The sequence below is a fragment of the Acetobacter aceti genome, from assembly GCF_002005445.1.
GTDB classification, from domain to species: domain Bacteria; phylum Pseudomonadota; class Alphaproteobacteria; order Acetobacterales; family Acetobacteraceae; genus Acetobacter; species Acetobacter aceti_B.
The window spans coordinates 490600-515557 of sequence record NZ_CP014692.1 but is presented as its reverse complement, the minus strand read 5'-3'; the positions used below and the strand labels follow the sequence as shown (position 1 = coordinate 515557).

The 24958-nt window shown below is 56.9% G+C and carries 21 protein-coding genes and 1 pseudogene; 4 read left to right on the top strand and 18 right to left on the bottom strand.

The genetic code is table 11. The features are described from left to right. Positions 1-40 precede the first annotated feature (40 nt). Complete coding sequence (locus tag A0U92_RS02315; RefSeq protein ID WP_077811833.1) at positions 41-931, bottom strand: UDP-2,3-diacylglucosamine diphosphatase; 891 nt, start codon at positions 929-931, stop codon at positions 41-43. 162 nt (positions 932-1093) lie between these two features. Here A0U92_RS02315 and A0U92_RS02310 point away from each other — a divergent pair, with 162 nt between their 5' ends. Beyond that, positions 1094-1966: a diacylglycerol/lipid kinase family protein gene (locus A0U92_RS02310; RefSeq protein WP_077811832.1), complete on the top strand. Its 873-nt coding sequence runs from the start codon at positions 1094-1096 to the stop codon at positions 1964-1966. 198 nt (positions 1967-2164) lie between these two features. Here A0U92_RS02310 and A0U92_RS02305 read toward each other — a convergent pair whose 3' ends face one another. The 8 genes from A0U92_RS02305 to A0U92_RS02270 form a co-directional block, all read right to left on the bottom strand. Beyond that, positions 2165-3757 carry a gamma-glutamyltransferase family protein gene (locus A0U92_RS02305; protein WP_077811831.1) on the bottom strand — a complete coding sequence of 531 codons (1593 nt, stop codon included), beginning with the start codon at positions 3755-3757 and terminating at the stop codon, positions 2165-2167. Next, positions 3757-4713, bottom strand: a complete 957-nt coding sequence (locus A0U92_RS02300) for a bile acid:sodium symporter family protein (protein ID WP_077811830.1) — start codon at positions 4711-4713, stop codon at positions 3757-3759. Before A0U92_RS02300 ends, A0U92_RS02305 begins: the two co-directional genes overlap by 1 nt. Further along, a complete protein-coding gene (gene oxlT / locus A0U92_RS02295; RefSeq protein ID WP_077811829.1) occupies positions 4713-5930 on the bottom strand; it encodes an oxalate/formate MFS antiporter in 1218 nt (405 codons plus the stop codon). The genes A0U92_RS02300 and oxlT overlap by 1 nt, the downstream gene beginning before the upstream one ends. Before the next feature lie 41 nt (positions 5931-5971). Beyond that, positions 5972-7468, bottom strand: a complete 1497-nt coding sequence (locus tag A0U92_RS02290; RefSeq protein WP_236748233.1) for a carbohydrate porin — start codon at positions 7466-7468, stop codon at positions 5972-5974. 99 nt (positions 7469-7567) lie between these two features. Beyond that, a complete protein-coding gene (locus tag A0U92_RS02285; RefSeq protein ID WP_149026353.1) occupies positions 7568-8428 on the bottom strand; it encodes a LysR family transcriptional regulator in 861 nt (286 codons plus the stop codon). An 829-nt stretch (positions 8429-9257) separates the two neighbouring features. Beyond that, complete coding sequence (locus A0U92_RS02280; protein WP_077811827.1) at positions 9258-10295, bottom strand: alcohol dehydrogenase catalytic domain-containing protein; 1038 nt, start codon at positions 10293-10295, stop codon at positions 9258-9260. Positions 10296-10327: 32 nt separating this feature from the next. Continuing rightward, positions 10328-11245, bottom strand: coding sequence for a polyphosphate kinase 2 family protein (locus tag A0U92_RS02275; protein WP_077811826.1), 918 nt, complete (start codon positions 11243-11245; stop codon positions 10328-10330). 18 nt (positions 11246-11263) lie between these two features. Beyond that, entirely contained in the window at positions 11264-12019 is a 756-nt protein-coding gene (locus A0U92_RS02270) for an SDR family NAD(P)-dependent oxidoreductase (RefSeq protein WP_077811825.1), read from the bottom strand. 107 nt (positions 12020-12126) lie between these two features. On the opposite strand from A0U92_RS02270, the gene A0U92_RS02265 reads away from it, so the two are divergent. Then, entirely contained in the window at positions 12127-12729 is a 603-nt protein-coding gene (locus A0U92_RS02265) for a YqgE/AlgH family protein (protein ID WP_077814197.1), read from the top strand. A gap of 33 nt (positions 12730-12762) precedes the next feature. Here A0U92_RS02265 and A0U92_RS02260 read toward each other — a convergent pair. The 8 genes and pseudogenes from A0U92_RS02260 to A0U92_RS02225 form a co-directional block, all read right to left on the bottom strand. Further along, a pseudogene (locus A0U92_RS02260) lies at positions 12763-13053 on the bottom strand (integrase core domain-containing protein); the annotation flags it as partial. A 157-nt stretch (positions 13054-13210) separates the two neighbouring features. After that, the gene (locus A0U92_RS02255) at positions 13211-14749 is read right to left on the bottom strand and encodes a TolC family protein (RefSeq protein ID WP_187668835.1); all 1539 of its coding nucleotides are present in this window, start codon (positions 14747-14749) and stop codon (positions 13211-13213) included. 29 nt (positions 14750-14778) lie between these two features. Next, complete coding sequence (locus tag A0U92_RS02250; RefSeq protein ID WP_077811823.1) at positions 14779-16983, bottom strand: FUSC family protein; 2205 nt, start codon at positions 16981-16983, stop codon at positions 14779-14781. Then, complete coding sequence (locus A0U92_RS02245) at positions 16980-18011, bottom strand: HlyD family efflux transporter periplasmic adaptor subunit (RefSeq protein ID WP_077811822.1); 1032 nt, start codon at positions 18009-18011, stop codon at positions 16980-16982. Before A0U92_RS02245 ends, A0U92_RS02250 begins: the two co-directional genes overlap by 4 nt. Before the next feature lie 2 nt (positions 18012-18013). Next, positions 18014-18310 carry a YtcA family lipoprotein gene (locus A0U92_RS02240; protein WP_077811821.1) on the bottom strand — a complete coding sequence of 99 codons (297 nt, stop codon included), beginning with the start codon at positions 18308-18310 and terminating at the stop codon, positions 18014-18016. 265 nt (positions 18311-18575) lie between these two features. Continuing rightward, positions 18576-19478, bottom strand: coding sequence for a hypothetical protein (locus A0U92_RS02235; protein WP_077811820.1), 903 nt, complete (start codon positions 19476-19478; stop codon positions 18576-18578). 54 nt (positions 19479-19532) lie between these two features. After that, the gene (locus tag A0U92_RS02230) at positions 19533-21020 is read right to left on the bottom strand and encodes a CoA transferase (RefSeq protein WP_077814196.1); all 1488 of its coding nucleotides are present in this window, start codon (positions 21018-21020) and stop codon (positions 19533-19535) included. A gap of 40 nt (positions 21021-21060) precedes the next feature. Beyond that, complete coding sequence (locus tag A0U92_RS02225) at positions 21061-22002, bottom strand: 3-hydroxyacyl-CoA dehydrogenase NAD-binding domain-containing protein (RefSeq protein ID WP_077811819.1); 942 nt, start codon at positions 22000-22002, stop codon at positions 21061-21063. A 137-nt stretch (positions 22003-22139) separates the two neighbouring features. On the opposite strand from A0U92_RS02225, the gene A0U92_RS02220 reads away from it, so the two are divergent. Further along, entirely contained in the window at positions 22140-23039 is a 900-nt protein-coding gene (locus tag A0U92_RS02220) for a LysR family transcriptional regulator (protein WP_077811818.1), read from the top strand. Between the two features lie 44 nt (positions 23040-23083). On the opposite strand, the gene A0U92_RS02215 is transcribed toward A0U92_RS02220, so the two are convergent. Then, complete coding sequence (locus A0U92_RS02215) at positions 23084-23437, bottom strand: hypothetical protein (RefSeq protein ID WP_149026352.1); 354 nt, start codon at positions 23435-23437, stop codon at positions 23084-23086. A gap of 615 nt (positions 23438-24052) precedes the next feature. Here A0U92_RS02215 and hchA point away from each other — a divergent pair. Further along, on the top strand, positions 24053-24922 hold the full coding sequence (hchA, locus tag A0U92_RS02205) for a glyoxalase III HchA (protein WP_077811815.1): 870 nt from the start codon (positions 24053-24055) through the stop codon (positions 24920-24922). Positions 24923-24958 lie beyond the last annotated feature (36 nt).

Below are 24958 nucleotides of genomic sequence, written 5' to 3'. Positions count from 1 at the left end.
TCAGCCGTCATATCTGTCAGAACGCCTGATGAAGCACGCTTCAGCCCGGCTCTCTGACCGACATCCCGGCTTCAGCGCCTTCTGCATCCTGACGGAAGTTCATGCTCTCCGCCCAGCGAAACCGGCTACCGACAGTCAGCGTATCCCGAGCAGAGGCAGGAATCTTCCGGCTCCAGTCAATCAGCGAGAACTGACCATGCCGATCCTCGACAAGACCGGTACAGCTTTCCACCCAGTCCCCTGTATTCATATAGCAGACACCATCGATTGTCCGGATCTCTGGACTATGGATGTGACCGCAGATGATGCCGTCCGCCCCAATCTGCCGCGCTTCCTTCGCCAGCGCTTCCTCAAAGCGGTCGATGGCTTTCACAGCCCCCTTGACCCGACGCTTCGCCCATGCGGAGAAAGAGCGATAGGGCAGCCCCAGACGACGACGCACGCCATTGATCCAGCGGTTCAGCACGAGAGCCGCCGTATAGGCCTGATCCCCCAGAAGCGCCAGGATCGGGGCGTAGCGCACAACACTGTCAAATTCGTCGCCATGCAGGACCAGATACCGCTTGCCATCGGCCGCGACATGTTCGGCTCTTGGCAGCAGGCGCACACCGGCGACCTCCAGATTCATCGGAAGCCAGCGACGAAACATCTCATCATGATTGCCGGGGATATAGATCACATCCGTCCCGTGACGGGCCATGCGCAGGATGACCTGAAGCAGTTCATCGTGGTGATTGTCCCAGTACCATGACCGGCGCAGCCGCCATCCGTCGATGATATCACCGACGAGATAAAGCTTGTCGCAGGAAATGGATTTCAGGAAATCAGCCGCGAGAGCCGCCTGACTCCCTCTGGTTCCGAGATGAATATCGGACAGAAACACCGCACGACAGGGTGTTTGCCCGGCAAGGGAAGTATCAATAAAGCTCATGGCGCTCCGTCCCGCAGGAGGTCTGCCTTCGTGTAGAGCATCCCTGTCAACGACTACATGACAGTTCAATGATTTATGGAAAATCACGGTATCTGATCATGGCGTTCATACGTTGATCAGGCGAAATTGAAAGCTCACCGCACGGCAGGAAAGACCGATCGCATGTACGTCATCCACAATCCCACCGCAGGCCGCAGGAACACCGGCCGACTGTGGAACGTGCTCGATTGCCTCGCCAGCCACGGTATTCCCCTGAAGATACTTGAGACACAGTATGCCGGTCATGCCACCGAACTGGCCCGCACGGCGGTCCGTCAGGGCGCTGATATGGTCGTCGCGGCCGGAGGGGATGGCACGATCGCGGAAGTCGTCGCCGGAATGCTGGCTTCTGACACCCGTCTCGGGATCATTCCCCTTGGAACAGCCAATGTCCTTGCCCACGAATTCAACCTGCCTTTTGCCCCGAAAGCCCTGGCGGCTGTACTCGGGTCGGACTGCGGCACGCCTCTCTGGCCCGGCATCCTGAAATCGTCTGATCAATCAAGGCTGTTTGTCCAGATGGTTGGAGCCGGCTTTGATGCGCATGTCGTGCATCATATTGATCTGGGTACGAAGCGTCTGTTGGGCCGTGGGGCCTATGTTCTGCAGACAGTCAGAGAGCTGCCGCGCTACCAGTTTCCGTCACTCTGTGTTCGCGCTGACGGCAAGGAATACCACGCCGCCAGTGTGATTGTGAGCAAAGGACGCCTTTACGGAGGCCCTTACCTGCTGTCATCCGACGCCCTGCCGGGTGAACCCGGCTTTTCCGTGACGCTTTTTGAGAATGGCGGTGTCTCTTCCGCCCTGATGGCGGGCCTCTCCCTGCCGCAGGGCAAGATGGGAAGCCTGCCCGGCGTGCAGACCGTACGGGCGTCTCATATAGAAATCACGTCACCCGCAGAGCTTCCAGTACAGGCGGATGGAGACCCGGCCGGAATGCTGCCGTTCGAAATTACGGATGCAACAGGTCCGGTGGTGCTCGCAACGGGAGGATAGAGGGCTTTATACCGCCTCTGCTGATCGGGGAAGATTGGCGCATAAAACTACCGCGGATTTCATGTTTTCAGGGTGTATTTGCAAATACCTCATCAATACTGCCAGAAAGTTCCTGGATATAACTCACTCAAACATAAACCACATAAGCATTCAACGATAACCAGTCATGCTTATGTGGTCGATTTTATGGTCAGTTCGTCAAAAACCTGCGGCCACGCCGTCACTGCGTGGATCAGCGGCGCCTTCAATAAGGCCGCCAGCATGTCGAACAAGCGCGCCTGCGTGCCCCATTATTGATGAAAAGGCCGGAACAATTTTTATATCATGTCCTGCCTGCCGGAGCTGATCCACAACCGTCGTATCAAAACCTGCTTCCATTTTGAGCGATGAACTGTCTTCACCCCAGGTACGCCCAAGAAGCCATCGCGGTGCGGTAATGGCTTGCTGCAATGCAACTCCATACCGGGCATAGCGTGTAAAAAGCGCAGCCTGTGTTTGTGGCTGTCCTTCCCCACCCATTGTGCCGTAAACCATGGTCCGGCCATCATCAAAACGCGCCATTGCCGGGTTGAGCGTATGAAATGGTTTACGTCCCGGCTCCAGACTATTCCATGCCCCTTTCTCAAGGCGGAATGAAGAACCGCGATTTTGCCAGACAAGTCCAGTCTGTGGCAGGAAAACTCCTGATCCAAACTCGAAGTACAGACTCTGGATCATACTGACCGCAACCCCGGAAGAGTCGATGGCTCCCATCCAGGTGGTATCCCCCATCTGTGATCTGGCGTCCCAGGGCATTGCATGCCGCATGTCGATGCCGTCGGTGAGTTGTGCAATCCCGGCATCATCATCCAGAAAATCCTGCGCTGATCGTGTCATCCAGGCTGGGTCGCCAACATGCCTGTTGCGGAAGATAAAGGCGCGTTTTGTCGCTTCCACCAGACCATGAATATGGTCATATCCATCGACCTGATCAGCGGCGATCCGATCGAAAATCTTGAGAATGCCGAGAGACGCCACCCCTTGTGTCGGAGGTGGCGTATTATAAAGGACAGCCCCCTTTATCGATGCATGAAGTGACTTACGCAGTTGAGCCTGATGGAGAGAAAAATCAGATTGCCTTAGCGGACTACCTGAATTTTCAAGATCCTCTGCGAGAGTTCGTGCCAGCGCGCCGTTGTAGAAACTATCGAGCCCGTCATGAGCCAGTTGCCGTAATGTCCGAGCCAGAGCCGGATTGCGGCGGAGAGCGCCAGATGAAACCAGTGTTCCTGATGAGCTATAGGCATCCAGAAAGGATCTGCTTTCTGAGAGTTCAGCCTGCTTTTCATGTAGAAGAGAGGCTTCACTATCAGAAACAGCGTATCCGGACTCTGCGTAATGAATGGCGTCCCGCAACAGACGCTCCAAAGGCAGGTTGGGGCGAATAGACGCACTGAGACTGAGCGCTTTCTCCCATCCCGAGACAGCACCAGCCATGCTGTTGGCGGCCAGTCCGCCACGCCATGGAATATCTGTAAGACCAGCCTCTTGATATAGAGCCCGTGAGGCCCCCATGGCTGCCGCTCCACAAGCGTCAATGACTGTGGAGCGCCCGTCTGGCCATGAAATCAGCCAGAAAGCGTCCCCGCCCAGCCCAGTCATGTGTGGATAGACAGAAGAGAGAGCCGCGCCCATGGCGACAGTCGCTTCCAGCGCGGTGCCCCCTTCCCTGAGGATGTCCAATCCGGCCTGACTGGCGAGATGATGCGGGGAAGTGACCATCCCGCGCAGTGAACGAACTGTGTGAAGCATCACAAACCTGACTGATGTTTCTGGTGATAGCGTTGCGCTATCAGCGTGCAGAGGAAAAGCTGGATCTGGTGGTAGAGAATGAGCGGCAACACGACGAAACCAGCGATGGAATCAGAAAAAATGACATTTGCCATCGGGACGCCGGATGCCAGTGATTTTTTCGAACCACACAGGACAAGCGATACTTCGTCGCGCGAACTGAATCCGCAGAGGCGACTGAGCCCAGAACTTGTCACAAGGACAACCAGCAGGAGAGCCAGATCGATACATGCCAGAGCCACAAGGTCTCGCGACGAAAGATGGGACCAGATACCCAGCACCACAGCATGACTGAAGGCTGTGTAGACCACCAGAAGGATTGAAGAACGATCAAGTATGGAGATGGTCTTTTTACGTCGATGAGCCCACGCATGCAGAAGAGGTTGCAGGATCTGACCTGCTATGAAAGGTAGCAGAAGCTGGACGGCAATGTCTGTCACCGAACTGGCAGACCACACCCCCTGTTTGTGCAGAACAAGCGACACCAGAACAGGCGTCAGGAAGATGCCGACAATATTGGAAAGAGTGGCCGCGCAGATCGAGGCGGCGACATTCCCTCCAGCCATGGATGTAAGGGCAATGGAGGACTGAACGGTAGAAGGCAGGCAGCACAGGAACAGCACTCCCTGCCAGGTTGCTTCGTCGAGACTGTGCGGCAGGAGCCTGTGCAATCCTGCCCCGATCAGTGGGAACAGAACAAATGAGCAAAGCAGAACAAGCCCCTGAAGCTTCCAGTTACGGATATTTTCCACAACCGCACGACGTTCCAGCTTCACGCCCTGCATGAAAAACATCGCCATGATCAGGATATCTGTGATGTAGCCAAGGATCACAGTGACTTCACCTCTTGCCGGAAGCAATGAGGCAAACACCACGACACTGATCAATGCGACAAGGAACGGATCTGGTTTTCGCATCAGACTCCACCGCGCATGAATCGGTGACGCATCGGCTTCAGAACAAGTATCGCCAGCAAGGCCGTCAGCAGATCACCACCGATCGCACAGGCAAAGACTGGCTGCCAGTTCCCGCTCGCCTGATGCATCCATGCTGCAAGCGGGCCACCGAATACGGCCCCAACACCCTGCGCCATGTAGAGCAAACCATAGTTTCGTGATGCATCTTTCGTGCCGAAAGTGTCTGTAAGTGTTGCCGGGAAAAGAGAGAAAATCTCGCCCCATCCCAGAAAAACCACACCAGAAAGAAGAACGAACGCAACCGGATGATGGGCCAAAGCCAGCCAGCATGTCAGGGCTATAGCTTCGAGGGTGAAAGCAAAAGCCATGGTGCGCTCACGACCCAGATGGTCCGAAATCCATCCAAAAAGCGGCCGCGTGAGACCATTGGCGATTCGATCCAGAGTCATCGCAAGAGGGAGCGCCGCCATCCCAAGAATTGTCAGGTGGGCAACATTGAAGTCATTGGCAATCTGCGCAAGCTGCGACGTGACCATAAGGCCCGATGTCGCCATTGTCGCCATCATGAGAAACATGATCCAGAACAGAGGTGTTCTGACAACGAAAGATGTAGAGTATCCCTTTTCTTCGGATTGCGGGATCAATGCCGGAGAGGGAGGACTGGGCACCTTGAGAAACCATGCTGCAATGAGTCCCGCGGCTATGATCACCACACCAAAGACTCCCATTGTTTCACGCCATCCGGAGGCGGCGAGCATGTGGGAGATCGGGAAGGTGGTCAGCATTGCGCCCATGCCATATCCGGCTGCCGCAGCTCCTGCGGCCATACCGCGCCGTTCCGGGAACCACTGCATGAGGAGAGAGACGACACCGACATAGACAATGCCTGTTCCGGCTCCACCCAGAATACCGTAGCTGAGATAAAGCATGTTCAGGGTGTGAACCTGTGCGGTCACGACCCAGCTCAGGCCGGTGAGCACCACTCCCGCCATGATAAGGCTGCGTGCCGCGACGTGACGTCCGATCCATCCCTGAATAGGAGAAAAAACTGTTTGCAGCACGATCAGCAATGAGAAAGTGACCTGAAGTGCCGCCGCGCTGGCTCCGAATTCGGTCTTCAGCATGGGTGTGAACAGCGTCCACACATACTGGGGAGAGGATATGGCCGCCATGCAGGCCAGTCCTGCCGCCATCTGCCACCATCTGGAATCTTTCATGTACGCACCCTTATGGAAAATTATGTTCAGTAAAGCAGTTTTCAGTTTCTCACGCGCTGAAGAGTCGGGATTCCAAAAGCCGGACTGAATTGCACATTCAGGGAAATCCCAGCCTGAATCGCGGTATTCACATTTGGAATGATAGTCTTTCGACCCAACTGATCCGGGTTCCAGATATATTCAAGATAAGGTGTGAACATGACACCCGGAGCGATATTCAGGCCGTAGTTCAGTTCCATCATTGTTTCCTGAGCTGCCCACTGATTGTTGTGTCCATGAGCCGCCATGGTGTCGTTCATGCCATGGACAAAGCGACGATCCCAGATCAGGGTCTGGCTGACGAAACCTACATAATCCCTTGGACGCGAGGCGAATGGGCCCCAGTCAAAAAGACCTGCTACGAAACCATCCTTTACGGAAGCATCTCCGGACGTCATCAGGTTGGCCGCTGCAAACACAATAAGCCCCCGGGTACCGTTCTCTTCAGGCTTCCAGATCATCTGTTGCGCCTGCAGATACAGCTGCGTACGTCCACGTCGGGTCATGGCCGTGCCGCCGTAAAGCGGACGAGACTGCCCCATCCTGTTGTAGAGAGGATCAGAATAGGTCGCCGTGTCATAAACAAAGCCAAGATCGTAAGCGCGAGGATATTTGTCGTTTGTAAAATTAGTGCGGTAGCCGACTTCCGTCGGAATATACTCGCCTTCCGCTCTATCGAATCCCCAATCAGGACCAGGCCAGCCATTATGATTGGACAGTTTAAGGGAGGGCTCAGCTTCCCAGATACCGGTCTTGATGTAGGTTTTGGCAGTAGGTTTATAGAGAAAACGTGCACCCCATGACGATGTGACGAAGGAGGGCATCGAGCCGTTTATGGTCAATGTCGTTGGAACAGAGCACAAAAAGCTGGGGAACATGCAGTAAAGCTCGGAACCATCGAACTCGCCGCCTTTTGGCATCGAGCGTCCCGCCAGAATGAACAGATGGTTGTTGAAGAGCGCCTGATCCCATGTAAATTCACGTACCTGAAAGCCGTTATGGTTTCCATAGTAAGATACAAAACCCCAGCTTGATCCCGTATCACCTCCCGCACGCCCCTGACCGGCGACTTCATCTGCCAGAAAATGGATCTTGGCACCAGGAATGTGGGCAAGACGCTGCATATCAAGATCAACGCCAACACCCGCAAAGTTGTTGAAAAATGAACCATGATCGATACCGCCAGCAGGAACACCGGAATACTGGGATACATTCCAGCCCGTGAAATAGATTCCGCGGTCCCCGAGATATTTTCCTGCGTCAACGATCGGCTTGAAGTGAAGAGAGAACAGATAAGGCTGTTTTCCGATAGAGTGAGCACTGTTAGCTGAGGTCTTGGAAGGAACTCCTCCAGGAGTGCTGTTCGTCGGGACGTATGCCGGGACTGAAGGATCAGTCATGGAACGGGCATGCGCATCGAACGTCGACGTCCCATGCACGATCAGGTCATTGCCCTGTGCCGGTGAAGCAGCATGGGCAGACCTAAAAGACCCGTCCAAACTGAAATCTGAAAATATTATTGCGATAAAGCAACAATATAGATACTTTCTTGGCCTTGATTTTTTCATAAAGATGTCCGTTTCAGAAAAGATGTGTGTTCAGGATGGAAAGATGGTCTTGGCTCCGTCGATCAACATCTGCTCAGGAATGTTGAACTCGGAACGATTGGTAAGCACCACGAAGTTGACGGACGGCGCCTCGGGCAGCAGCAGCGGCATGACAGGTTCGGTCAGCACGCTGCGTTTGAGAAAAGCGGGTTGCAGGGTATAGCCATATCCTGCCTTGACGGCCCCGAGGAGAGCGCCAAGGCTGTCACTGCAAAAAGCAATGTGCCAGCGTATTTTATGACGGTTCAACGTTTCGATCGCCATGCGGCGTGTCACGCTTCCTTCAGGAAAAACCACAAGAGGGATAGACTCTCCCTTTGACGATTCTGTTTCCGAATAAGCATACCAGCGCAACTGCTCCTGCCAGAGAGGCACTCCATGAGTTTCGTTGGGCCCCCTCATCCCGAACATCAGGTCAATTTCACCTTTGTTCAGTTCAGCTCGCAGTTGATGACTGAGGCCAATAGTTTGATTGACTTTTATTTCCGGGTGTTTTTTTCGAAAATTACGGAGTACCAAAGGAAATTCAGACAGAACGAGATCTTCTGTCAGACCGATCCGAATATACTGCGGGCGTTCCAGAGTCGAAGAAAGTTCAAATATCTGATCCTGTTGCCGCAGGAGATCCTCAGCCAGGGGAATAAGCAATTGCCCCGCCTCGGTAAGCTCAACGACTTTCGTGGATCTTGAAAGCAGACTGACATCAAGCATCTCCTCCAGCCGGGTAATATGCTGGCTGATGGTTGACTGGCTGATCTCTCGCTGATGAGCAGCCGACGTGAAATGGAGCGTCTTGGCCACAGCAAGAAACGACCTGAGGTGCTGCAGATCCAGATCCGATTTATCGCGCAAACAAATAACTCCACAGGAATAATCCCTTTAATAGATTAGTCCTGATCCGTAACGATTCCGTCAAGCGGAATGATGTTTTTGACGTGGAAAATCTCGATTGCACCGGAATAAAATTTACATAAAAAATAAATATGATTCAAAAAAACCATTGTTATAATTAGTATTATTGAAAATATATTTTTCGCGTACTTTCGTTCCTCATCACTCGCCCTTCCCCGACTCAGGGGGCAGTAAACCGTTCTGACTTTCCCGGACACAAAATGTTTATCGTTTTTATCAATAGATCATGAGCAGCTTCATCAACTCGAAAATCTGCATCAGACGTGGGTTGAAACGGTATCCGTACAACACTTGCGCTTGCGATGCTCCGCTGAGGGCAGAATGGAAGGCCTGTTGATAAGCAGTCTATCTGACCTTCCATCAACCAAGCTGGTTACCCGCAATATTCATCTTCATTAAGAGCCCGTTTGGAAATTCATCATCTGACGCTGAACCGGCCTCACGCAGCACATATATCCCCTCGAAAAGGCCAGCCTTTCGCTATTTTTCCATTGATGCAGAGAGTTGGTTTCATTCCATATCGGAACTCTAAGTGCTTGGAATATCGGAATAACCAAGACAAAAAGACGCAAGAGGAATCTTCTTCTCTATAAAAAACCCTGTCCATCAACACTTATTCTAAACATCATAGATACGCCAAAACTGAAACAACCACAGCACAAAATAATTTTTACTGTAAATCATCCAAATAAAAATCGCACATAAATACATCAAGATATTGCTCTGTAGATTTTCCTGAAAAAGAGAACCCTGATATCCCGACAGCCAGTCAGGGAACCAGAACAATCCTTCCACCCAGCCCTCCCCGTCGTGTTTTCATCAGCGCCGCATCGAAGGATTCCAGCGGCAGACTCTCCGCCACAGGAGAGCGCATGACGCCACGCGCCAGCAGCTCAATCGCTTCATGAAGATCATCAAGAGTCGAACCGACAGACCCAAGGAGGGTGATTTCCCGCACAATGAAATCTATGGGGTGAGCCTGAAAAGCATCTACAGTGTAACCAAGCATCACCATCCGTCCACGACGACGCAGCATATTCAGAGCACTGCTCATGGCCGCCTGCGTACCGAGCAATTCGAAAACGACGTCAGCCCCTTCGCCGGTCAGCTCCCGTACACGATCGGCTGTATCGGCTGTCTCCAGCACATCAATGATCTGCTCAGCCCCCAGTTCCAACGCGATCTGCGACCGCGCACCGCCGCGTCCGATCGCAATGATCCGCCCTCCGGCCTGAAGGGCATATTGCAGGAGAGCGAGACCGACTCCGCCAGTTCCATTGATGACTACCCAGTCGCCCGGACGGATGGCTGCCATACGTCCCGCATGAACAGCCGTGGAGCCAGCGCATCCCATGGTCGCGGCTTCAGCAAGATCAACATGCTCCGGTAGAGGCACACAGTTCTTTAGAGGTACGGTAATGTATTCAGCGTATCCGCCATCACTCGAAAAACCCGGCTGGGCTTTTGGATGAGGACACAGATGATCGTCGCCCACGCGGCAATAACGGCAGACACCGCAACCGACATAGTAATAGACAACGACCCTGCGGCCTTCCCACGCCCGGTCCACACCCTTGCCGCAGACATCGACAATCCCGGCCATTTCATGACCGACCGTAAAATCCCTTTTGCCGAGATCGAGCAATCCGTCCTGAATATGCAGGTCAGTCCGACACACACCACAGGCAGCAATCCTTACCCGGACCTCACCCGCCGCAGGCTCAGGGATTGCGACAGCCCGCAATGCAAACGGTCGGTCCGGAGAGACAAGCTGTACTGCTTTCATCGTCGTCGATGCATGAGGCATGGGATCACCTTCGGATTGGCAGACACGGAAACTCAGTCGGGCTCTTTGCTTAACTCATCCTTATAGGCATCCAGACTTTGCATCAGACCCGCCTCCATCACCGGCGGCTTCTGTTTCAGATTTTCCAGAGCGCCAATGATTGTCTCTATGACTGCCAGACGGGCAAACCATTTATGATTGGCTGGGATCACAAACCAGGGCGCGTAATCACGTGAAGTATGTGTGACCGCCTCTTCATAAGCATAATGATACTGATCCCAGAACTGGCGTTCCTTGATGTCGGATGAAGAGAATTTCCATCTTTTATCTTTGATATCAAGACGACTGAGAAGACGCGTCCTCTGCTCATCCTTCGAGATATTAAGAAAGAATTTCAGAATAACGGTACCCTGCCGTGACAGGTAATGTTCGAAATGCCGGATATCATCAAAGCGGCCCTGCCAGAAAGCCGGCGTGCCGACCTCACCGGGCAGATGCTCACGCTCCAGAAGCTCGGGATGAACACGCGTGACCAGAACATCTTCATACTGGCTACGATTGAAAATCACGATACGTCCGGAGGAAGGCGCGGAAATATGGATACGCCAGAGGAAACCATGCAGTAGCTCCTGCGGGCCGGGCTGTTTGAAAGACGTGACCGACACACCTGCCGGGTTCACTCCCGACATGACATGCTTGATCGTGCCGTCCTTGCCGGCGGTGTCCATACCCTGCAACACGATCAACATGGACGCTTCACTATTGGCGTAAAGCAACTCCTGAAGATCGGAAAGACGCCTCTTCGCGTGCTTCAGGAGCGCCTTTCCCTCCTGTTTGGTCAGTCCCAGACCGGCATCATCAGACGGATCGTAGTCGCTCAGGTGAAAAGGTTTTGACGGATCGATACGATAACGTGTGGCCAGAACCGCAAGATCATCCAGTGTCACCCTGCTTTTGAGAGCTGAACTCATTCCCGACAAACTCCTTTTTCAGTCCAGATCCCGCACGACGGACAGACCGCCGGACGCCTGACAGACCGGCATCATCTCGATGCTGTTGATGTTCACATGCGCCGGAAGCCCAAGAACCCATGCGACGGTCTCGGCAATGTCATCCGGCAGCAGCGGCTTCGTGCCGCGATAGACATCTTCCGCCTTTGCATCGTCCCGCAGCCGCACATTGCTGAACTCGCTGCCACCGCAGAGACCGGGCGCAAGATTTGTGGCGCGCACGCGGGTGCCGAGCAGATCAGTGCGCAGATTTCTCATGAACTGCGCGACAAACGCCTTTGTCGCGCCGTAGACGTTCCCGCCCCTGTAGGGATAGGCGCCCGCCGTGCTGCCAATGGAGACAATATGCCCGTGATTGCGCTCCACCATGCCGGGCAGGAGCGCGCGGGTAATTTCGACCACGCCTGAGACATTCGTCCCGATCATCCGTTCCCAGTCATCGATATTCGTATCCTGCGCAGGGTCCATGCCAAGCGCCAGACCGGCATTGTTCACCAGCACATCGACCTCGCGCCAGCCTTCAGGCAGTTCGGTCGGAAGCGCTCGCAACGCCTCCTTGTCCATCATGTCCAGAGCAAGAGGAAGAAAGGCATCCCCAAGAGAAGCCCGCAACGCGTCCAGCCTTTCAGCACGACGACCGGTGCCGATCACCCTGTAGCCGTCCCGGACCAGCCTTTCGCTGATGGCCCGACCGAACCCTGCTGTCGCACCTGTCACAAGAACCGTGTCTGTCATCGTTCAGTTCCTTCCCTCATCTGGATAGGGTGCATTAGCCCCTTTCCGCCGCCGGGTTGTCAAATGGCTCGGTTGTCAAATCGCGTCAGGCGCACCATATCTGGGAGATGCAGCTTTTACAGTCCGATACGATTGCACCCTGCGGCGCCGAAGAGTCACTTGCAGGCCAGCTTCTGATCGCCATGCCCTCACTCGCGGAATCCGAGTTCGACCGGAGCGTGATCTATCTGTGCGCGCATTCCGCGGATGGCGGCGCAATGGGCATTGTCATCAATCGTCGCATCTCGCAGCCCGGTTTCGATGATCTGCTGCAACAACTCGATATCGCCCCTACCCCGCCCCGTCGCCGTATCGGCCTCTGCGCCGGCGGCCCCGTGGAAGCAGGTCGTGGGCTGGTGCTTCATTCCACCGACTGGGATGGGGACGGCACGCTGACGATCAACGACGAGATCTCCCTCAGCGCCAATCTTGAAGTGCTCAAGGACATTGCGGCTGGCGAAGGCCCGCGCGATGCGCTGCTCGCGCTTGGTCATGCGGGCTGGGAAGCCGGGCAACTGGAAGAAGAAATCGCCCGTCACTCCGCGTGGCTGGTAGCCCCGGCTTCCCGGGAAATCGTTTTCGGAGCGGATCACGCCGCCAAATGGCGGAAGGCGCTGGCGGCGATCAATATTGACCCTCTACGACTGGCGTCCTTTACCGGGAGTGCGTGAGGCTCTTTCATCTTGAGACAGACACATATTTCACTAACAAAAATAAACCACCTGTGTGCTTAGTCCCGGGCTTTGATGGGTTGGGTTGATGATGAATCTTTCTGACTCTGAAGTCCGGATTTTGCAGATGTATTCATAGGGTGTGAGACCGTTGAGGGTCTTGAGCCTTCGCCCGAAGTTACAGGCCACCATGAAGTCATTGAGGTGCGTCCTCAATTGCTCATGACTGTCGTAATGGAAGTGTTTGACGGTTGCCTGCCTGATTGTGCGGTTCATTCGCTTGCCCTGACCATTGGTCCAGGGGTGATTGGGTTTCGTCAAGCGCCACGCGGCGGCTGCGGCAGAGCGGTCAAATACATTTGAGTCCATGGCGCACGACTGGTTTAAGGTCATGTCGCCAACATGGAGCGCCAAGAACGCTGCCGGCGTTAGGAAGTGCTTCGAGGATCTGATGTTCCCGCATTCGTCCACAACATCATCTCTACTCTTCGTCTTCCATCTGATCGAACGAGCTTCCCGCAGAAACAAGTCGACCGGTCGCGTGGGCTAGACTTGCCGCCTTCATGAAAGCCTGAGCCTTGCTGACAGCCAGCGCCGCCTGTGCTCCGTAGAGCGCCGAGATGGCGCTGGAGGCATCGGTGAACGTGCCGACGCCGTGCGCGTAGGATTGCGAGGCGCTGTCAAAAGCCGTCTGGGCTGCTTTCTGCAGGATCTGCGCCGAATGAACCTGCGCGAGGGCGGTTTCGAGTTCGTCCTGTCCGTCGGCGACCTCACGTTCCACCGCAATCTGGTCCTTCGCCAGCGTGGCTGCCGCCTGCGCCTTGCGGGACTCCGCCATATGGATGGCGTTGGCACGCAGGCCACCCTGAAAAATCGGCCATGTCATCTGGATAAAGGCCTGGGTCTGGGGCTGTGCGATGGCTGATGCCGGAGCCGACTGCGCCGTACCATACGTCTTGAGCTCCCCCAGATACGCGGACACGTTGCTTGCCACCGAAATGCTCGGCGCGAGACTGGCTCTGGCGCCTTTCAGGGCGGCATCCGCGGCCCGCAATTTTGCGACGTCGGCCAGAATGTCCGGTCGCGCCCTCAGGGCGGCGTCGATCAGATCGTTGATTTTCTGCGGAGGCACCTCGGGCAAACGCTGGTCGTCGGCGCTCTGGACCGTCAGTCGCGTCGTGGCCGGCAGCCCCATCGTGACGAGCAACGCATGTTTGGTCGCGTGTTCGGCATCTTCCGCCTTGTCACAATCATAATTCGCCTGCGCCAGATTGCGCTCGGCGAGCGCGACATCGACTATCGTTGCTTCGCCATTACTCCTGCGCGCTCTGGCGGAGCGCAGGAGCAGCGCCGCGTTGTCGGCGGCGGAGTGGGATGCGCGAAGGATGGCCCCGGCAGCCTGATGCGCATAGTAGGCACGGATGACATCGAGGATCAGTTCCTGATGCGTCGCGGTAAAGCCGAAATTCGCGGCCAGAGCTTTCTGCTGGGACTCCTGCACGAGCGCGCGCGTGCGTCCGAAATCGAGCAGAAGGTAATCGAGTTCCAGTTTCGGGAAGACCGCCGCGCCGTTCGATGTCAGATACCCTCGGGACGAAAGGTAATTGGGAAGCGGAAACGCCAGACGCTGGAAGCCGCCCATTGCGGAAAGAGTCAATTGCGGCAGCAGCGCCGCACGGGACATTCCGACTCCGATCGCCGCCTGACGCGCGGCCTCCCACGCGACGCGTGTCTGTGGGTTGTGCCGCTCCGCGACATCGATCATTTCCACGAGACCTACCGGCTTCTCACCAATACCGTCCAGGGAGACGGTATCTGCCCGTGCCGCTTCGACCTCCGCCACCGACCCGACCTCGCGCGGCGCGGTAAAGCCTTTTGATCCGGGCGGCATCCTGAGACCCGTCGATGAGACCGGGCGCCATGGGCTGTCCGGACTGTCGGAAGCGAGGTCGCGTGTGTCGTTACACGCCGCCAGGACAAGGCAGAGTGCGGTGCACCCGAAGCGAACGGCTGTTTTCATTACGAATTTCCTGGAAGACAGCATCGAAATCATGCCCGGACATGCCTGACGTCGATAGCAGGCCTGGCTGTCTCGGGTTCGCCGTCTGGAATGAGATCCTCGAGGATGCGTCTCAGCCGTTGATCGAGAACCGCGAACCAGATTTCTCTCTGGGGATCGTCCGGCAAGGCAGGCGCAGGAGGCAGAGTGTCGACGAGAGTGCCGCCGTCCCGGCTGTCGTTGATCCATGATGCGAAGGCGTCGAACCAGCCTTTCAGTTGCTCCGCATGTTTCTGCGCCGTGTTATCGACCGGTACGCGAATATCGGAGAGAATGGCTATGGGAACCGCCAGAAGCTGGAGCGCCGTGACCATGCGCGCGCCGACCAGAGCGCCGGATGAGGGCGTGAAACCGAAAATTTCGAGGGGCGCATTGACGATGGCGTTTCTGACGGCGGTAATTGCCTTGCCGAATTTTTCACGCTCGATTTCCTGCGCTGTTTCGACGAGCGCATCGGGTTCATTACGGCGGTAAGTGACGAGAGCGCCAAGGATACGCGTGGCATTGGCGAGTTGCCTGCGCGCAACCGCCGTGACGCTGACTGGCCAGAATATCACAGCCACCAGATAGACCACGATGTTGCCAATCAGAATACCGACGACCCGATCACGCCCGGTTTCCATATCGAGCGTCGGGCCATATCCCTGCAAGACCGTCATGAAGTAGGCAAGGGCGATCTGGACCCCGGCGTAGGAAATGCGTTCGCTGCCGCTCTTGATCCATCCGGCCAGGAGCGTGACCGGGATAACAGCCAGAAGCAGATCGGTCAGATTTGTCATGTAAGGCATCAGAAGGAGGATCGTCCCGATCCCGAATGCCGCGCCGATCAGGGCGCCGATGATGCGCAGCAGCATTTTGTGCACCGTATCTCCGACGGTTTCGAGAGAAACCAGGAAGCATGTGACGACGCAGGTCTGGATGCCCGGCCATGAGGTGGCGCGCGTGATAGCGTAGCAGATCGTGACGGACAGTGCGATGCGCATGGCGGCCCGCGTGTATGCCGGATTTCTGAAGGCATCCGGCTTGAGGTAGGACCGCACTGCTACGGTGATTTCCGGCGCGAAACCCTGCTTTTCGACGTCCGGGATCAGGATGAGCGAGCGGACGACGGTGAGGCCGCGCGCGAGTTCCATGGCTAGAGGAAAACGCATGGGATCGGCGCGAAAGCTTTCGGTCATGGCCGACAGATCCGTCCCTTCGGCCTCAAGCTCCGTGAGTTCCCGGCGCCGGTTCTGAAGTGTTCTCGCGCAGACGCGGGCCACGCGTCCGGCGGCGCGCATGAATTCGGTGTCCTGACCGCCTTGAAGCGGATGCAGGAACACCATGATCAGGATCAGGCGCGCCATCGTGCGGATCATCGCGATACCGGCACGGTGCTGCGACAATTCCGGGTGCAGTTTCGACGCCAGATCGTGAGCGCGCCTGAGGTCCGCCACGCCCGCCTCGGCATAGCGATACAGGAGGCGCGTATCTCCGGTGGAACCGCTCTGGTCATCACAGAGATCGGCGATCACGTTCAGGCGTGCGACGAGACCATTGCGCAGGACCACAAGAGGGTCGTGTCCCGCCAGCCTGTTGGTCACGACGAGAAGCGTGATGCCGATCAGAAAGACGAATCCTATCCAAAGCAGGAGATGCAGCATCGACTCTTCCGGCGGCAGAAAGGCCGCGTCGGGGACGACGCTGTCCGTGGTGTTTCCGACGAAGCCGTCCACGGAATATCCGACGGCGTCGAGAATATCCGCGTTCATCGCCATATAGACGATCCAGAAGAACAGGATATTCAACAGCGGTCCCATGGTAGCCGCCTGTGACAGGAAGCCCGCGCAGAGAGTCAGCATGAGCATGCACGGAAGTCGCAGGCCGGGTTCCGACAGGCTGAGCATCAGGAACACGATTGTCAGCGCGGTGCCTGCGACGATCGTCATGCCTGCCATAAGCGCCGTACTGGTATTCGAGGCGCCGTCATTGCCGGACAGGAAAAAGCTGATGATGATCAGGATCGACAGCATGGGAATACGGAACGTTTCCCCAATGGTGATCGCGATGACGACCTGTGCCAGAAGAAGCAACGTGTTGCGCAGCCGCCCTGGCGCCGGAAGCATTTCGGCCATGAGCAGGCCCAGGGCGCCTGGCGGATCGCCTTCGTCGATGAGCGGGGGCGCACGATCCTTCAGCGCGACGCCCGTGCTCATGGCATTACGACCACAACCACAGTGGCGCCGATACGCATGAGGCGCGTTGGGGGATCACTAAGAAGGATGCGAACGGGGAAGCGCTGGGCGATGCGCACCCAGTTCAGCGTGCGAGGAACTTTCGGAAGACCGCCAGCGCTGGTGCCTTCGTCTGGAACCACGCCGGCATTCAGGCTGTCGATGACGCCATGGATCGGCTGGTCCGGTTTCGCCATGGCGTAGATCTTGACCTTCTGTCCCGGTTCGAGCGCGGAGAGCTGGGTTTCCCGAAAATTCGCGATCGCCCACCAGTGTTCGTCATCAATCAGGGTGAAGACCGGATGTCCTGTCGTTGCGAATTCGCCCGCGGCGATCGTGAGATCGGTGACGATTCCGTCGCATGGAGCACGAACCGTTGTCAGGCGGAGATCGCGTTGCGCCTCTTTGAGCACGGCTTGCGCGGCCGCGAGTTCGGCCCGGAGAGGGGCGACGCTGCGCACGGCCTGCTGCGCCGAACGCGCGGCCTGCAAGGCCGACTGGAGACCCGCTTCCGCGCTGCGGGTTTCCGCGCGCGCCTGATCCAGCGATTCCTGCGTCACGAATCCCTGGCGGGTCAAAGGCTCCAGACGCGCCTGGGTGGCCTGCGCGAGAGAAAGACGGGCGCGGGCGCCATTGACACTGCTTGCCTCGGCACCCGCGCGGGAAAGCTGCGAGCTGACCTGATTGGTCTGAACGTCGATCTGCGCCCTGAGATTTTCGACCTGCGCCTCAGCCTGCTGGACGCGATATTCAAACGGCTCGGGGTCGATGACGAAAAGAACCTGCCCGCGCTGAACGTGCTGGTTATCCCGGATGGCGAGAGAAACGATACGTCCGCTGACTTCGGGGGCAAGATGGACAATGTCCGCCGAAAGATAGGCGTCTTCCGTCCTCGGTCGCTGGTGCAGCCGATCGAGGACAAAGATGCCGAGAACCGTACACCCGAACAGGGAAAGAACGAGAAGCGCAATTCCGCCGATCCGTGCGGGAGAGAACTGGAAGCGTCTCATGTTCAGTGTCCGAAAACCAGAAGCCAGATAAGGAATGTGATGAAAAGCGCGAATGCAAGGTATGTCAGCATGGGGACCGGCACGGCTTCATGCACGCCGAACATGCCGATCAGCGCCCTCAGAAGAGCGGACGATACGGCGCCCAGAACGACGCAGATCATCCATGAAGGAAAGAAAGACCCCAGAACGTTCTGCAAGGGCGCGGATGAGCAGCCGCACAGGAGAAAAGGAAGTGCGAGACCCGCAGATTCGGTCGAAAATTTTTTTTTCCTGTCTGGCATGATCGGATGCGCACGCATAACTGCATTTCCCCATAGGCTGGTTCAGGGAACCTGATCCTATGTTATATAAGGTCTAAACGAAATCGGACGGGCAACGAAAGAGCAGCCTCTCTCTCACGGGAGGACATTCTTCGCGTCATTCCCGAAAAAGATGGCCGGATAGCGGTGCTGCCGGCTTGTCCTGGTTCCCGCCACAACCCTGCACGGAACCGGCGGCATAAGATATGCCGCCGCTGGAATGAGGGATTTCTCTCATGGCATGAGAGATGGTGCGGACGCCCGGTCAGAAAAATGCAATGCCGGTGACGGGTCGCCCCAAGTCGAAGACGGCGGTCTTCTCTCCTGTCTGCAGAGCGACCTCGTAGACCTTTCCCGAGAGGTCCGACACGTAGGCGACTTCTCCAGAAGGAACGAGGGCCATTCCGATTGCCTCCTTGAAGCCCCGGGCTACAACCTCGTGCGATGCGAGGCCGACGTCGGTGATACGCGCGCGGTTGAGCGAGTTTCCATCGGGTTCGACACCACGATCGGTCCAGTAGAGAAAACCGTTCCGGTGGTCTATTTCGAGGTCGATGGGTTCGGGCAAATGATCGAGAAGCAGGACGATGTCGGACCTGTTCCATGGCGTTTCGCCTTGCGGAATATCGAGGTCCGCCCGGAAAATCCTGCCGCGCCCTCCCTTGGGCGGCCCTTTCTGCGTCCAGTACATCTGCCCGCGCGCCTGATCGACCACGATACCCACACATTGATCCATTTTGTCGCGTGGTATCGGTCCGCCGCGGCCACGTTCAACCAGCGTGGTCAGGCCGCTGCCATCCGTGCCCGCGCGCATGACGCGGCCACCTTCGCGGTCACACCAATACAGCATCCTGTGGTCTGGTACGAGCACCAGTTGCTTCGGAGTATGGACCGCCCCGCCGCCAACCAGTTCGGTCGATCCTGAACCATCCAGCTTGCAGCGCATGATCCTGCCATCCGGCGCGAAGAAATCTTCGCCCTCCCGCTTCGCGCCCATATCCGTCCAGTAGATATAGCCCGCCGACGCATCGACCTGAATGCCATCGGGATGCCCGCTCCCGTCAACGGTCAACACGATCTTTCCCGACGCCAGATCAATGACGATCACATGACTCTCGAAGACGTCGAGCAGAGCCAGCCGCCCCTTTGAAGCATTGTGGTTATTCATGAATATTCCCTCCGATGCCTTTCGCCGGAAAGACCGGCGCGCTGACGCGTTCCATCAGACCGAAAGCCACTCCGGCCTGCTCGCTCCCCTGGGCACGAGTGGCGTCGCGTAGAAACCCGGCGTACGCGACATTTTCACCTGATCGGTCACACCCTGATAATGGCCGCACGGTGTCTCAGCCTGAAACAGTTCTGGATCGAGATATTCATGCCCGCCAGCCGTTCCCGCGATCGCGGCCGCATAGGATTTGTCGAAAATGCCCATATGCAGCAGCCAGAGCGACAAGCGCGCCAGTGAGATGCGGATGCGATAACTCCCGCCTTCCACGGCACGCCGACGCAACGCGGCCGCGACGGCGACACTCGAAATCCACGACATCGCAAAATCGTTCACGACGAAAATTTCGGTGAGCTTCGGTCGTTCAGACGTGCCCTCGCCCGTAAAGACGCCGCTCACACCACCGGCATTCTGATCGAACCCGATCCGATCCGCCCAAGGCCCCCTCCAGCCGTAGAGCGACATGTCTACATGGATCAGGCCGGGATTGATTTCCGCCAACTGCTCCGCCGTCAGGTTGTGACGCGCCAGATAACCGGGGCGACGGTTCGAAAAGAAGACGTCCGCGCCCCGTATCAGTTCCCTGAAGCGCGACATGCCCTCGGCGGCCTTCAGGTCGAGTATCGACGAACGCATGCCGACATTGGCGCTGTAATAGACGAGGTCGACCTCGAAGTCGCTGGGAGTCCATATATTGAGAACGTCCGCGCCGTGATGGGCAAGAGCCCGCCCCAGTCCCGCCCCCGCGATCACATGGCCGACCCCCGTGGCCCGAATGCCGTCCAACGGCGTTCGGGGCGACGGCCTGAATGGCACGGGATCACTATCGCCAATTTTCGTGATCTCGACCAGCGGCATATCCTTGAGGTACGAAAACTGCTCCGTCGCGAGGAATTCGTCGGCGGTGCGGACGAGCGTTGCCTGTAATCCTGCTGCGTTAAAATGCTCTTCCAGAGCAAGGCCGTCATGCTTCCGAACAGCCGCAGCAACCGCCGTCACGCTGTCGTTGCAACCGAGCAGGGCGAGCGCCCGGCTTTTCGTCGTCGGATAGATGTTGAGCAATTGTATCCAGCGTTCATCACGGGTCTGGTACATATAACTCGGCATGAACGGGTTGACCGGATCGGAAGGAGCGCCGGGCGGATAGCCGTTCAGCAGCTCCCATTTCCGGTCGTAAAACGGGCAAAGCCGGTGCAGCACCGAGCGAAGGTCGACGGACAGATCCTGACCTTCCCCCGTCCGGTCCTTCCACACGCTCGCAAAAGCCACGGCCTTGGCCATCAGCGAAACGGCGGCCATCGTCGCCAGGGGCCAAGGGCTCGAAATGATCGGATCCTTGCCCAGAAACGTGATCGCGCCACCCGAATCACCGCTATCCAGACCGACAGAGGTCAGAACGTCCTGCAACTCCCGCGCAGGATCAATCGTATCATCCGACGTGAGCGGCGTCGAAAGCGCACGCCGAATGCGGTCTTCAATCGTCATGTCCATAATGTGCGCCTCACGTGACAGTGGAAAATTGCGGTCAGGGCAGGTCTGCCGCCTTGTCCTTCAGTGTGAGAAGCTGAATCAGAACGTCGTCGCGCTGATTTTCGACATCAGCCACCGCGTGCCCGCCGAGTTCATCCCTGATCCCCTCGACGGCTTCCGCCTTGATTTCGGGCGTGAAGGACGAAAGTGTTCCAAGGTCCGCCCACCATGTTTCAATCGGTGGCCCCAGATGATCGATCACATGGGCGATGCCGCCACTGCCACCGGACAGATTCAGGTTCATGAACGGTCCCAGAAGCGCCCAACGCAGACCAGGTCCGTGAGAGATTGCCGCGTCGACATCCGCGACGGAGGCCACTCCTTCGTGAACGAGAGAAAAGGCCTCGCGAAAAAGGGCCGCCTGCAACCGGTTCGCCACGTGTCCTTTGACCTCGCGCCGGACATGGATCGCTTTCTTGCCGATATCGCGGTAGAACCGGAGCGTTCGCTCAATCACTTCTGGCGAGGTCTCTTTACCGCCGACCACCTCCACCAGCGGAATCAGATGCGGCGGGTTGAACGGATGACCGAGCACCACGCGCTCCGGATGAATGGCTGCGCCCTGAATGTCTGATATCCGGATGCCTGATGTCGAACTAGCGATGATCACGTCTTCGCGAATGGCGGGGGTGATTTCCGCAAGCAGGGCGCGCTTGATGTCGACGCGCTCGGGACCGTTCTCCTGTATGAAATCCACATCCGCCAACGCTGCCACAGGGTCGGCATTGAAGCTCAACCGGTCCATCGAGGCACCCGGCGACAGTCCTATCCTGCTGAGAAGGCGCCAGTCCCGCGCGATGAGTTCGCGCAGTTGCCGTTCCGCGTCCGGCGCCGGATCGGTCGCGCTGACATCGAAGCCCCGCGCCAGATAATAGGCGGCCCAGCTCGCCCCGATGACGCCACATCCAATGATGCCAATCTTTCGTATCGTATTCATGATTTCGTTCTCTCCCGGGACACGGACTAATAGCGTCGAAAACGGCGGTCGGGTTTCAGGCATGGAGAACGCATAACGTCTCGTTGCCAGAGTTTCTAAGACTTGATACCTCTACGAGAAATGCTTGAGAGGCATGGGTGGAACTGCGCCATATCCGTTATTTCGTCGCCGTGGCCGACAGCGGCAGCGTCTCCGGCGCGGCGCGATCCCAATTACACACCTCGCAACCCTCTCTCAGTCGACAACTTCTCGATCTGGAGGAAAGCCTGGGCGTCAAATTGTTCGACCGAAAATCACGGGGCATCTATCTGACCGACGCCGGCTTCATATTTCTGAAATATTGCCGTCATATTCTCGAACAGGTCGACGATGCCGTTGCCGCGACCAGAAGCGCGCCCACGATTCTTCGTGTCGGCATTCTACCCGGCCTTGAAGATACGATCCTGCCTCGCCTCAGACAGATCGTCGCGGCATATTCCAGCACGGCGGAAATACGGATCATGGGAGCGTCTTCGCCGCGCCTCATCGACGCCCTGCGGAACAGCGCAATCGACATCGCATTCCTGCGTCAGGATGAAGATGCGCCAGATATCCACTTCGACGTCATAGGCCATAACGAAATCAGCCTTTTTCTGTCTGTCGGGCACCCTCTCGCACAACAGGCAGAAATTGGTTACATTGATCTGGTCTGGAAAACCTATGTTTCAGTCGCCCGCCAGTCGGCGCCCGCTCTGTGGCGCACGATCGAAACATGGGCCCAGCAGAAGAACCTGTCGCTCGAACCGACCCACGAAGCCGGCAATACAGCCTCAGCATTCTCTCTCATACGGGCGGTCAATGGCTTCTCGCTCCTGCCGACATTCATGTCTCAGTTCCTTTTGCCTGGCGTTCTGGTCCGGCAACTCGCGGACGGTCCCGCGGCGCTGCCGCTGATGATCGGACACCGGCCCAAAAGTCATTCCAGAGTAAGCGCCCTTGTTTCAATCGTGCGAGACAGATGGAACCGCGACACGCATCTCGGCGGGCAGCATGCGTGACTCGCACAGGAATTGTGTGCGGAGCATGACCGATCGCATCCTTCCTACAAAAAAGTTTTTCGTTTTCCGCGCTCTCTGACGCAGTCACATATGATCGTGGCCAGATCGAACTGACGCCCGGCGATTCGCCGATATAGCGTTCCGGGTGATTCATCACGTTCATGACGAGTGTCGCCGTCGTACGCCGGGAAATGGGATCGCCCGTGATTTTCTGCCCTTTTTTCATCACGACGGCTTCGGAGGTCGACAGATCGTTCCTCAGCCAGTTCCATCGGAAGGTCGCGGCGTCCCGTCCCCTTGGGGAACTCGTCATAAATGCCGCCCGTCGCAGTCCGCAAAAGATGCCGCGTGTCATGTCGTTTCGTCGCAGCCACCAGCGGCTGCGCGAAATCCATCATCCTGTATAGGCCCAGATTTGAGAACACGACATCGATACCATCGAGCGCCTTGATCAGGTCATCCCCGTAGTGCCCCCTACAAAAATATCCTGATATTTTCAGGAGGAAACCTTACTCGCCTCCATGACAAACAGTCGTGCGGAGTGGACGGAATTGGAGAGCATCGCTGGCCTGACGAGTCCGCCACTGGCTCCCAAAGCGAGTATTTGGCTCATCGCGCTGTCCCTCTGTCCCTCTGTCCCTCTGTCCCTCTGTCCCTCTGTCCCTTGGGAGCCTTCTGATTATCTGATTGCGATCAATAATATGTCATCCGGCATGCCGCCGGTTACGAAAAAAGACGACAAACTTTCGCATTTTTACATTTTTCCTCGCCCCGCAAGAAATGTTGTGGATGAAGCGAAGGCAAAAGACGGTGCATAGCCACGACCGGCAGCGGCGATATGAGCGTTGAAAATCATGAAATCATATATTGAGGGATTTCCCTCATTTTTCTCCGGATAAAAAGGGCTATGATCCGATCCATGCCTTACCGCTCCAGATGATCGGACCAGGAAGACCTTGAAAATCCACGACGCATCAGACGGTGGCGGCGGGCTTAACAACAGGAGAAGATCCATGAGCGATGAACAACTGAGCCGCGCTCCGGTTCCCGACCGTGCGGAAGATGATTCCTTCTTCCCTTCGGCATATTCCCTGACCCAGTACACGTCCTCGAAGACGGATTTCGACGGCACGACCTATCCGAAGCCCTATAAGGGCGGGAAATGGAAGATTCTGATGATCGGCTCGCAGGAGCGGTATCTGATGATGAAGGGTGGCGAATTTTTCTCGACCGGCAATCATCCGGTGGAAATGCTGCTGCCGATGTATCATCTGGACGCGGCCGGGTTCGAAATCGAAGTCGCGACCATTTCCGGCGATCCGGTGAAGTTCGAGTGGTGGGCGTTCCCGCACGAGGACGAGGCCGTCAAGGCCACCTACAAAAAATACGAAAAGCAGCTCAAACAGCCGAAGAAGCTGGCGGACGTGATCGGTGAGGGTTTCACCGCCGAGACTCCGTATCTTGGCGTGTTTATCCCTGGCGGCCACGGCGTGCTCAACGGCGTCCCGTTCAGCAAGCAGGTCGGCGACATCCTGCACTGGGCGCAGGCCAACAAGCGCTTCACGATCTCGCTCTGCCACGGACCGGCCAGCCTGCTGGCCACGGCGGTCGATGGCGGCAAGTTCGCCTATGAAGGCTATGAGATGTGCGTGTTCCCGGACAGTCTGGATACAGGAGCCAATATCGAGATCGGCTACATTCCCGGACCGATGGCATGGCTGGTGGGTGAAAACCTGCGCAAGTACAACGTCAAGATCCTCAACACCGGTATTACCGGGCAGGTCCACCGCGATCGTTACCTGCTGACAGGTGACAGTCCGCTGGCGTCGAACAATCTTGGCAAACTCGCGGCCACGACCCTTCTCGAGGCTGTCGAGGCATAAAGCCGAACGGTTAGCCGCGGCCGTAGTCGCCGCGGC

Coding starts and splice junctions, on each gene's coding strand:
- oxlT (WP_077811829.1), bottom strand. CDS start 5,930: ATGAAAGATTCCAGATGGTGGCAGATGGCGGCAGGACTGGCCTGCATG.
- A0U92_RS02265 (WP_077814197.1), top strand. CDS start 12,127: ATGCAGCTTTTACAGTCCGATACGATTGCACCCTGCGGCGCCGAAGAG.
- A0U92_RS02255 (WP_187668835.1), bottom strand. CDS start 14,749: ATGAAAACAGCCGTTCGCTTCGGGTGCACCGCACTCTGCCTTGTCCTG.
- A0U92_RS02310 (WP_077811832.1), top strand. CDS start 1,094: ATGTACGTCATCCACAATCCCACCGCAGGCCGCAGGAACACCGGCCGA.
- A0U92_RS02280 (WP_077811827.1), bottom strand. CDS start 10,295: ATGCCTCATGCATCGACGACGATGAAAGCAGTACAGCTTGTCTCTCCG.
- A0U92_RS02225 (WP_077811819.1), bottom strand. CDS start 22,002: ATGAATACGATACGAAAGATTGGCATCATTGGATGTGGCGTCATCGGG.
- A0U92_RS02270 (WP_077811825.1), bottom strand. CDS start 12,019: ATGACAGACACGGTTCTTGTGACAGGTGCGACAGCAGGGTTCGGTCGG.
- hchA (WP_077811815.1), top strand. CDS start 24,053: ATGAGCGATGAACAACTGAGCCGCGCTCCGGTTCCCGACCGTGCGGAA.
- A0U92_RS02300 (WP_077811830.1), bottom strand. CDS start 4,713: ATGCGAAAACCAGATCCGTTCCTTGTCGCATTGATCAGTGTCGTGGTG.
- A0U92_RS02215 (WP_149026352.1), bottom strand. CDS start 23,437: ATGATGGATTTCGCGCAGCCGCTGGTGGCTGCGACGAAACGACATGAC.
- A0U92_RS02315 (WP_077811833.1), bottom strand. CDS start 931: ATGAGCTTTATTGATACTTCCCTTGCCGGGCAAACACCCTGTCGTGCG.
- A0U92_RS02235 (WP_077811820.1), bottom strand. CDS start 19,478: ATGAATAACCACAATGCTTCAAAGGGGCGGCTGGCTCTGCTCGACGTC.
- A0U92_RS02275 (WP_077811826.1), bottom strand. CDS start 11,245: ATGAGTTCAGCTCTCAAAAGCAGGGTGACACTGGATGATCTTGCGGTT.
- A0U92_RS02230 (WP_077814196.1), bottom strand. CDS start 21,020: ATGACGATTGAAGACCGCATTCGGCGTGCGCTTTCGACGCCGCTCACG.
- A0U92_RS02250 (WP_077811823.1), bottom strand. CDS start 16,983: ATGAGCACGGGCGTCGCGCTGAAGGATCGTGCGCCCCCGCTCATCGAC.
- A0U92_RS02245 (WP_077811822.1), bottom strand. CDS start 18,011: ATGAGACGCTTCCAGTTCTCTCCCGCACGGATCGGCGGAATTGCGCTT.
- A0U92_RS02305 (WP_077811831.1), bottom strand. CDS start 3,757: ATGCTTCACACAGTTCGTTCACTGCGCGGGATGGTCACTTCCCCGCAT.
- A0U92_RS02240 (WP_077811821.1), bottom strand. CDS start 18,310: ATGCGTGCGCATCCGATCATGCCAGACAGGAAAAAAAAATTTTCGACC.